Below are 9,186 nucleotides of genomic sequence, written 5' to 3' on the forward strand. Positions count from 1 at the left end.
GGTTAAGGAGGCTCGATGAGAGAGGTGCTCGTGGACCGCGACGTCCTGTCCGGCGACGACGAGGCGAAGCTCGCCGCGCTCGCCGCCCGGATCCGGGAACTGGCCGAGGCCATGACCCTCACCAAGGTCGCGCCCGACGAGGCCGCCTCGGTGGCCGCCGAGGTCGCGGCGCTCACCGACCGCCTGACGGCGGAACGCCGCGCCCACCCGCCCTTCGGGGAGGTCGGCGCGGGCGGGCTCGACCGGCAGATCGCCAACCCGGTCACCGGCCGCCTCAACCCGATCGCCCCGCCCGTGGACTTCGAGGTCTCCGAGGACGGCATCGTCCGCGCCGAGTTCACGCTGCCCGCGGTGTACGAGGGCCCGCCCACGTTCGTCCACGGCGGCGTCTCCGCGATGATCATGGACCAGGTGCTCGGCATGGCCGCCGCCGCGACCGGCACCCCCGGCATGACCGCGACCCTGGAGACCCGCTACCGCCGCCCCACCCCGCTCGGCGTCCCGCTCACCGTCGAGGCCAAGGCGGGCCGCGTCGAGGGCCGCAAGGTCTACGCCGACGGCACCATCAGCGGCCCCGACGGACGCGTGACCGTCGAGGCCAGCGCGATGTTCATCGCCCCCCAGAGCGGCCCCGCCCCCGTCCCGCCTCCCCTCCGGGCGTCCTGACGGCGGGCCGTCCCGGCGGCTCCGGCGCGCCGTCGCCGCCGAGCACCCGCAGCACCCGGCCGGGCGTCCGGCCCAGCTCGTCCCGCATGACCCGCGTGAAGTGGGCCTGATCGCTGAATCCGAGGCCGGCCGCGAGGCCGGCGAGGTCGCGCTCGCCCCCGTCGATGCGGGCGAGGGCGCGGCTGACCCGCACGCGGTTGCGGTACCGGCTCAGCGGCATCCCCACGTGGTGGCGGAACGTCCGGCTCAGGTGCGAGGGGGACGTCTCCAGCAGCCGGGCCAGCGAGACCAGGTCGGCCGCGGCCGGTTCCCCGGCGGCGACCGCCTCCCGCGCCCGGTCGGCGAGCTCGCGGCGGCCCGGCGCGGGCAGGTCGTCGGGCTGCCCGCGGAGCACCAGGCGGAGGAGGCCGAGGACGGCCTCGGCGGCGGCGAACGCCCGGTCCGCCCCGGCGCGCAGGAGCAGGCGGTGGGCGAGTTCTAGCCGCGCGTCCACGCGGACGGCCGGGGCGGGCGCGGTCTCCATCCCCGCGGTGAGGGCGTCGCCGGTGAACTCGACCGACGTGCAGGCGTCGCCGCCCGCCGGATGGGCGAAGCGCACCTCTTCCCCCGGACGGTGCAGATAGCCGGTGGTGGTGTCCGCCATCAGCCGCACGCCCCGGTGGTCGAGCCGGAACCGGCCCCGCCGCACCAGGACGATCTCGGCGGCGGACGCCGCCTCGGGGCCGGACCAGCGGGCGCGGTCGTCCGCGCACTCGACCGCCCGGACGACGAAGTGCGGGCTCCGGACCACCGTCTTCGCAGTACGCACCCGCACGACCCTACGCGGCGCGGCGGAAGTCCCGATCCGCATATTTCTTCAAGACCGGCCCGGTGCGCGCACCCGATGCTCGGTCCCATGCCCCTTCCCCCTCATTCGGCCGCCGCGGCGCCGCGCCGGCGGGCGGTGCTGGCCGTCCTGCTCACCGGGCAGCTCATGGCCTCCATGGACGGCTCGATCGTGTCGGTCGCCGCGCAGAGCATCCGGACCGGCCTCGGCGCGGACGGCACGGCGGTCCAGCTCATCGTGTCCGGTTACCTGCTGGCCACGGGCGTCCTGCTGGTCACCTGCGCACGGATCGGCGACGTCGCGGGGTACCGGCGCGCGTTCCTGCTCGGCCTCGGCTGCTTCACCGGCGCGTCGCTGCTGTGCGGCGCGGCCCCGGACGCGGCCGTGCTCGTCGTCGCCCGCATCGCGCAGGGCGCGGGGGCGGCGCTCCTGATCCCGCAGGTCATGTCGCTGATCCAGGTGCACTGGGAGGGGGCGGCGCGGCGCCGGGCGCTCGGGCTGTACGGCATGGTGCTCGCCCTCGGTGTCGCGCTGGGGCAGGTCGCCGGCGGGCTCGTCACCGGCGCCGACCTGTTCGGCCTCGGCTGGCGCCCCGTCTTCCTGATCAACGTTCCGGTCGGCGCGGTCCTGCTGCTGCTCGGCCCGCGCGTCCTGCCGGACTCCCGCGGCGACGGCCGGGCGCGCCTCGACCCCGCCGGCGTGGCGCTCCTCACCGCCGCGATGGCCGCGTTCATCGTCCCGCTCGTCTTCGGTCCCGAGCGCGGCTTCCCCGGCTGGGCGTGGTTCTCCCTCGCGGGCGGCGCCGCGCTGCTGGCGGCGTTCGTCCGGCACGAGTCCGGGGCGGGGCATCCGCTGCTGGACCCGGCGGCGCTCAAGCCGGAAGGCGTCCGGCCCGGACTGGCCGCATGCTGGCTCGTCATGGGCTGCTACACGGTCTTCCTCCTCGTCCTGACCCTGCACATGCAGTCCGCGCTGGGCTTCTCCCCGCTCCGGGCGGGCCTGGCGTTCGTCCCCTACACCGTCGGCTTCGGCGCGCTGAGCCTGACCTGGCACAGGTACCCGCGGCCGTTGCGGGACGCCCTCCCGGTCGCGGGACCGATCGCCTTCGCGTGCGGGACGGTCGCGCTGGCGATCCTCGTGCGCGACCAGTGGCACGCGTACACCTCCGCCCCGCTGCTGTTCCTCGCCGGTGCCGGGCACGCCGCCGGCTACAGCCCCCTCATCGCGCGGATCGCGTCCCTGGTGGAGCCGCGGCTCGCGTCGGCGGTGGCGGCGCTCAACTCCACCGGGCCGATGCTGGCCGGGGTGGTCGCGGTCGCGGGGCTCGGCGGCGTCTACTTCGCGGCCCCCGCCTCCGCCGCGGGACTCCTCCGCGTGGCCGCCGCCGTGGCCGTCCTGCTCGCGCTCGGCGCGGTGTGCGCGGCACGGGCGTTGTCGTACCGGGCGGCTACGCTGCCGGACCATGCATGAGATGGCCGCGATGGCCGGATTCTTCGCCGCCCACGGTGTCTGGAGCGTCTCGGACGGCGAGACGCTGATCCCGATGCTCGCCTACGAGCGCCCGAACGGCGAGCGAGGCATGGACCGGCTGGTCCACGACGACGTCGGGAATGCCGCGGCGGCCGGGCAGGAGGCGCTGCGCACCGGCCGCGACGGCTGGGTCCGCGCGGCGCTCGTCGTCGACGCCTTCCTCCACCTCGACACGGGGCGCGTCGACGCGCTGGTCGTCGAGTCCGTCGAGTACGGGTCGTCCCCGCGGTCGCTGAAGATGGCCGTCCCGTACCGGCCGCAGCAGGCGCCCCAGGGGTTCGGCGTGTACCGGCCCAAGTTCATCGAGGTCGCGGGCGTCGACGATGCCGATCTGCCCGCCCTGGCCGACGCCTTCTTCGCCGGCGTCGACTCCCACGAGCAGGCGGCCGCCGTCTGGAACGCCCACCTGGTGGACGAGTCGGTGTGACCGCGCGCCCCGTCGACGCCGCCCGCGGCGGGGCCCATGATGGGGCGGCATGACGCAACCGCTCGCCGTCCTGGTCAACGGGCTGCCCGGGGCCGGGAAGACGACCCTCGCCCGGCAGGTGGGGCCCCGCCTCGGGCTGCCGGTGTTCAGCAAGGACGTCATCAAGGAGACCCACGCCGACGTGCTGGGCACCGAGTCGCCGGGCCTGCCGCAGCGCCGCTGGAACTCGATGCTCGGCGCGGCGGCGAGCGAGACGATGTGGTCGCTGCTGGCGGACGCGCCCGCCGGCGCGGTGCTGGAGTCGAGCTGGCCCCCGGACGTCCGCGACCTGGTCGTGCGGGGGCTCGGCCGCGCCGGGAACCCCCGGACGGTCGAGGTCTGGTGCGACGTCCCGCTGGAGACCGCCCGGCGCCGCTTCGAGGACCGGCACCCGCGCCACCCGGTCCACGGCGAGCCGCTGACGGACGCCGAGTGGGAGGACCGGCGCGGCGCCCGGCCGCTCGGGCTGGGCCCGACCCTGCGCGTCGATACCGCGCGGCCGGTCGATGCGGACGCCGTCGTCGAGTGGATCCGCGCACGGACGCTTTGACCCGCCGGAGGCCGCCCGCCGGCGCGCGTCCCCGCCGCGTCCGTGGGGCCCCGGACGGCCGCGGAAGTCTGAAGCGGAAGGGAACCGGGACCGGCCGGGGGGCGTCCAGGCAAGAAGATCATCCGAACTTCCGAAGGGACGCCACATGGGTTACCCGGCCGAGTCGGTCGAGCTGTACGAGCGCGGGACGGCCGCGCTGGACGGCGGTCGGGGAGAGGAGGCCAGGGAGCTGTTCCGGCGCGCCTACGACGCCGGCCACCCGGGCGGCGCGCACCAGTTGGGGTGGGGCGCGTTGGCGCGCGAAGAGGACGACCGCGCACTGGAATGGTTCCGGCGGGCCGCCGAGATGGGGTACGCGGCGAGCGCCTTCGAGGTCGGCTGGGCCATGGACCAGAAGGGCGACCTCGCGGAGGCCGAGCGGTGGTACCGGCAGGCGGCCGAAGGCGGGCACGTCGGCGGCATGCTGAACCTCGGGTCGATCCTCGAGAAGAAGGACGGGACGGCCGAGGCCATGGACCTCTACCGCCGGGCCTGGGAACGGGGGGAGGACAAGGCGGCGTTCAACCTCGGCAGGCTCTTCGACGATGGAGGCAAGGGCGACCTGGACGCCGCCGCGACCTGGTACGGCCGCGCCGCCGAGCGCGGCAACGCCGTCGCGGCCTTCAACCTCGGGTTCGTCCGCGAGGATCAGGGCGACCTCGACGGGCGCGAGGCGGCGTGGCGGCGCGCGGCCGACCTGGGGCACCCGAAGGCCGCCTATGCCGTCGGCACGGTACGCGACCGGGCGGGGGACGAGGACGCCGCCGCCGCGTGGTTCCGCCGCGCCGTCCGGGAGCACGGCAGCGAGGCCGCCGCCCGCAAGCTCGGCGACATCTATATGCACCGGGGCGACGCCCGGCGCGCCCGGTACTGGAGCCGCTTCCCGTCCGGCCTCGACGACTACAGCACGGAGTTCGAGCTGTTCGCCGGGGCGGGGTCGGCCGCCGCGATCCACCGGCAGGACGTCCTCTACAAGGAGATCGACACCGACGGCTACGTCGAGTTCGACCTCGACGCGCGGACCCTCACGGTCGGCGGCCGCACCTTCCGCGGCGTCACCCTGCTCGGCAGCTTCTCCCGCCTCGACGACAGCTGGCTGTGGGCCTGGGCCAACGGGAACCTGGCCCCGGACGGGCCCGCCGTCGCGCCGCTGCGCACGATCCGCGAGTACGGCGAGCGGCACGACGTCCCCGAGCTGGTGACGGGACGGCTCGACCTGAGCGGCTTCCCGGACCCGCGGCAGGCCGCGGTGACGATGGCCATCGGGGCCGCCGCGCTGCTCGGCGGGAACGGCGTGCACAGCTGCGCCGTCAACGACGGGAAGGGGTCGAGCTTTTTCCACATCGACGACCCGTCGCTGCCCGCCGCGCGGTTCGACCGGCTCGCGGCGCCGCGCCTGCTGACGACGGCCTCCCAGGTCTTCCCGAACGACCACCGCAACGTCGTCCAGGGGTTCCTGGCGCACTACGGGTTCCGCATCCGGATGTCCGCCGACGCCATCGACGGCGTGTCCCCGGACGGCGACCGGGTGACCGTCGCCTTCACCGAGGACGGGCTCATCGAGGCCATGACGGTGGGGCGCGAGGAGGACGCCTGACTCAGTACTCGTACACCCTGATCACCGGGTCGCGGCCGTTCCACGACGCGATGATCGACGACGTGCGGCGGGCGGCGCGGAAGTCGACGCGCAGCCAGCCCCGCGCGCCCGTCACGCGGGTCTCGAATCCGGGGTTCGGCGTCGCCGACACCAGCCGCACCTCGCCGCCGCGCAGCGACATCGCGGCCTGCCCGCCCTTCACCGCGTAGCTGCGCACGTTCCCCGGCGGCCGCGGCGCCGCCGGGCCGGGTGCCCGGTCGCGCCCGCCGCCGTCCGGCCGCGCGGTCGGACCGGCGGTCGGCGCGGTCGGGCTCCCGCGGATCACGGGGCCCGCGATCGGCGGCGGCGCGGCCCGTTCGGACACCGTCGCCCGCACCACGTCGCGGACGCCGAGCCATGACAGCGTCACCGCGAGCGCGGTCACCCCCGCCCACGGGGCAACATACGACATCACGCGACGCATCAGCACATCGTGGCATACGGTGCCGCCATGGCAAGTGTTCTGGTGGTCGAGGACGACGCCGACGTCCGTTCCGCCCTGATGCGGGAGCTCGGTGCCCGCTCCCACGTCGTGCGCAGCGCCGGAACCGCGATGGACGCCCTCCGCGAGGTCACCCGGGAGCCGCCCGACGTCGTCATCCTCGACCTCGGGCTGCCCGACCTCGACGGCGCCGAGGTGCTGAAGATGCTCCGCGGCGTCTCCGACGTCCCCGTCGTCATCGCCACCGCCCGCGACGACGAGCCCGAGATCGTCCGGCTGCTGCACGCGGGCGCCGACGACTACCTCGTCAAGCCGTTCTCCGCCGAGCACCTCAACGCCCGCCTCGCCGCCGTGCTGCGCCGGTCCGCGCGGTCCGGGCCCGCCGCCGAGCTGACCGTCGGCGGCCTGCACATCGACCTCGACCGCCGGGAGGCCAGCCTGGACGGCGCGGGCCTCGGGCTGACCCGCCGCGAGTTCGACCTGCTCGCCTACCTCGCGGCCCGCTCCGGCCGGGTCGTCGCCCGCCGCGAGCTCCTCGCCGAGGTGTGGCGGCAGGCGTACGGGGACGACCAGACCATCGACGTGCACCTGTCGTGGCTGCGCCGCAAGCTCGGCGAGACCGCCGCCGCGCCCCGCTACCTGCACACCGTCCGCGGCGTCGGCGTCCGGCTCGCCGCGCCCGAAGCATGAGGCGGACGCTCGTCCTGGTGTCCCTCGCGGTCACCTCGATGGTCGCGCTCGCGTTCCTCATCCCGCTCGCCCTCACGGTCCGGGAGATCGCCCGGGACCGCGCCCTCACCGCCGCCGAACGGCAGGCCAGCGCCCTCGGCCCGGTCCTCGCCGTCACCGAGGACCCCGCCGCGCTCGAACGCGCCGTCGCCAGCACCCGCGCGGGCGCCGCCGGCCGCATGACCCTGCACATGCCGGGCGGCGCGACCGTCCCGGCGGGGTCCCGCGGCGACGTCAACGCCGACCCCCGGCAGCTCGACCGGGCCGGCCGCCGCGGCCGCGCCTACACCGTCCGGGTGCCCGAGGGGTACGCGCTCCTGCAGCCGGTCGCGCTGGACGCCGGCCGCATCGCCGTCATCGAGGTGTTCGTCCCGTCCGCCGACATGTCCCGCGGGGTGCTGGAGGCGTGGCTCGTCATGACGGCCGTCGCCGCGGCCCTCGTCGCCGGGTCGGTCGCCGTCGCCGACCGGCTCGGCAACCGGATGATCCGGTCCACCCGGCGGCTCGCGGTGGCCGCGACCGCGTTCGGCGACGGGGAGCTGAGCGTGCGCATCGAGCCCGACGGCCCGCCCGAGCTCGTCGAGGCGGGCCGCGCCTTCAACGCCATGGCCGACCACGTCGTCCAGCTCCTGGCCGCCGAGCGCGAGATGGCCGCCGACCTCTCGCACCGCCTGCGCACCCCGCTCGCCGCGCTCCGCCTCAACGCCGAGGCGCTCGGCCCGGGACCCGTCGCCGACGAGACCCGCGAGGCCGTCGACCGCATCGAGCGCGAGGTCGACCAGATCATCCGCACCGTCCGCCGCCCCACCGGGCGCGGCAGCTGCGACGCCGCGAAGGTCCTGCGGGACCGCGTGCGGTTCTGGTCCGTCCTCGCCGAGGACGAGGGCCGCGCCTGCGAGCTGATCGGCGCCGAGGAGCCCGCGCCGCTCCCGCTCCCCGGCACCGAACTCGCCGCCGCCGTCGACGCCCTCCTCGGCAACGTGTTCCGGCACACCGCCGAGGGCACCGCCTTCGCCGTCACCCTGCACCAGGGGCAGGGCGTCACCGGGATCCTCGTCGCCGACGGCGGTCCCGGCATCGCCGACCCCGACGCCGCCCTGCGGCGCGGCAGCAGCGGCGGCGGCTCCACCGGCCTCGGCCTCGACATCGCCCGCCGCGCCGCCGAGTCGACCGGCGGCCACCTGCGCATCCACCGCTCGGTGCTGGGCGGCGCCCAGATCCAGATGTGGTTCCGCACGAAGTACCTGCCGCCGCCCCGCCGCTCCCGCCGGCTCGTCCGCCGCCGCCACGCCCGCTAGCGTCGGGCGCATGCACGCCATCGGAGTCGAGGCCGTCCACAGGAAGCAGACGGCCTGCCCCGCCCGGTTCGCCTTCGTCGTGCTCGACTTCGAACCGGCCGCGACGTACGCGTTCGTGAACGCGCTCGCCCCCGGCGCGATGGAGTACCCCGACTCCCAGGCACGGTTCGTCCCGGTCGTCGACGAGACCGCCCGCGAGCGGCTCGAGAACCACTTCGGCGCCGGACCCCTGCCCGTCCGCGTCACCCTCCGCGCCGCCCGCGACCACCCGACCGACTCCGACGACGCGAGCTTCCGCTTCGCGACGGCCCGGGCCGTCCGCCTGGCCCTCGAACGGACGGGCCGCGAACGGCCGCTCCTCGCCGCGACCCTCGACCCGCCGACCGTCGCGGGCCTGCTGCCCCTCCTCGACGACCCGCGCCGCGTCTTCCAGGCGCTCGACCTGTGCGGCGACCTGTTCCGCGAGCCGGGGCCCGCCGCCCCCGTGTCGCCGTCCCCGCGCGACACCGCCGACCTCCTGCGGCCGCTCGCGCGCCTGGCGGGCTCCCCGGACGACCGCGTCGCGCTCCGCGCCGTCCGCGTCCTGGCGCGGGCGCCCCACCGCCGCGCCCGCGACCTCGTCGCGGGCGCGCTGGCCCGCCCCGGCGGCGAGGCCCGCGACCTCGCCGTCCGCACGCTCGCCGAGCGGGGCGACGCCCGCGCCGCGCGCCCCCTCGCGGAGATCCTCGCCCGCGACCGGCTGCCGAAGGACATCGAGTGGTCCGTCCACGCGATGAAGGACCACGCGTCCGTCCTGCTGCCGCCGGTCCGCGCCCGCCTGGACGCCGCCGTCCCCGGAGCCCTCGAACCCTTCCTGTTCGAGCTCGTCTGCCAGGTCTCCCGCTGGGGCGGGACCGCCGCGCCGCTGGCCCCGTCCCTGCGGCGCCTCGCCGTCGACGACGGCACCTGGACGTCCCGCGAACTAACCCGGGCCCTCCCCCGCGTCCCCCCGCCCCGCTGACCGC

10 protein-coding genes are annotated in these 9,186 nt (G+C 76.3%); 8 read left to right on the forward strand and 2 right to left on the reverse strand.

All coding sequences use genetic code 11. The annotated features are described in order from the left end of the window. The first annotated feature begins 15 nt into the window (after positions 1-15). The gene (locus tag DMH08_RS22955; RefSeq protein ID WP_125617614.1) at positions 16-666 is read left to right on the forward strand and encodes a PaaI family thioesterase; all 651 of its coding nucleotides are present in this window, start codon (positions 16-18) and stop codon (positions 664-666) included. On the opposite strand, the gene DMH08_RS22960 is transcribed toward DMH08_RS22955, so the two are convergent. Further along, entirely contained in the window at positions 611-1,474 is an 864-nt protein-coding gene (locus tag DMH08_RS22960) for a helix-turn-helix domain-containing protein (protein WP_199747953.1), read from the reverse strand. The two genes, DMH08_RS22955 and DMH08_RS22960, sit on opposite strands and share 56 nt — an antisense overlap. Before the next feature lie 87 nt (positions 1,475-1,561). Here DMH08_RS22960 and DMH08_RS22965 point away from each other — a divergent pair, with 87 nt between their 5' ends. The 4 genes from DMH08_RS22965 (at position 1,562) to DMH08_RS22980 (ending at position 5,674) form a co-directional block, all read left to right on the forward strand. Next, positions 1,562-2,962, forward strand: coding sequence for an MFS transporter (locus DMH08_RS22965; RefSeq protein ID WP_125617618.1), 1,401 nt, complete (start codon positions 1,562-1,564; stop codon positions 2,960-2,962). Next, the gene (locus tag DMH08_RS22970) at positions 2,955-3,449 is read left to right on the forward strand and encodes a hypothetical protein (protein ID WP_125617620.1); all 495 of its coding nucleotides are present in this window, start codon (positions 2,955-2,957) and stop codon (positions 3,447-3,449) included. The genes DMH08_RS22965 and DMH08_RS22970 overlap by 8 nt, the downstream gene beginning before the upstream one ends. 49 nt (positions 3,450-3,498) lie before the next feature. Next, positions 3,499-4,038 carry an AAA family ATPase gene (locus tag DMH08_RS22975; RefSeq protein ID WP_125617622.1) on the forward strand — a complete coding sequence of 180 codons (540 nt, stop codon included), beginning with the start codon at positions 3,499-3,501 and terminating at the stop codon, positions 4,036-4,038. A gap of 145 nt (positions 4,039-4,183) precedes the next feature. Beyond that, entirely contained in the window at positions 4,184-5,674 is a 1,491-nt protein-coding gene (locus tag DMH08_RS22980) for a tetratricopeptide repeat protein (RefSeq protein ID WP_158642376.1), read from the forward strand. 1 nt (position 5,675) lies between these two features. Here DMH08_RS22980 and DMH08_RS22985 read toward each other — a convergent pair whose 3' ends face one another. Beyond that, positions 5,676-6,137 (reverse strand): hypothetical protein, encoded by a 462-nt coding sequence (locus tag DMH08_RS22985; RefSeq protein WP_125617626.1) that lies wholly within the window; start codon positions 6,135-6,137, stop codon positions 5,676-5,678. Between the two features lie 27 nt (positions 6,138-6,164). On the opposite strand from DMH08_RS22985, the gene DMH08_RS22990 reads away from it, so the two are divergent. The 3 genes from DMH08_RS22990 to DMH08_RS23000 are packed head-to-tail and all read left to right on the forward strand — an operon-like array spanning position 6,165 to position 9,182. Next, a complete protein-coding gene (locus tag DMH08_RS22990; protein ID WP_199747954.1) occupies positions 6,165-6,845 on the forward strand; it encodes a response regulator transcription factor in 681 nt (226 codons plus the stop codon). Then, positions 6,842-8,182: a sensor histidine kinase gene (locus DMH08_RS22995; protein ID WP_026405453.1), complete on the forward strand. Its 1,341-nt coding sequence runs from the start codon at positions 6,842-6,844 to the stop codon at positions 8,180-8,182. The genes DMH08_RS22990 and DMH08_RS22995 overlap by 4 nt, the downstream gene beginning before the upstream one ends. A 10-nt stretch (positions 8,183-8,192) precedes the next feature. After that, positions 8,193-9,182, forward strand: coding sequence for a HEAT repeat domain-containing protein (locus DMH08_RS23000; protein WP_125617631.1), 990 nt, complete (start codon positions 8,193-8,195; stop codon positions 9,180-9,182). Positions 9,183-9,186: the final 4 nt, after the last annotated feature.

It is taken from the genome of Actinomadura sp. WAC 06369 (assembly GCF_003947565.1).
GTDB classification, from domain to species: domain Bacteria; phylum Actinomycetota; class Actinomycetes; order Streptosporangiales; family Streptosporangiaceae; genus Spirillospora; species Spirillospora rifamycini.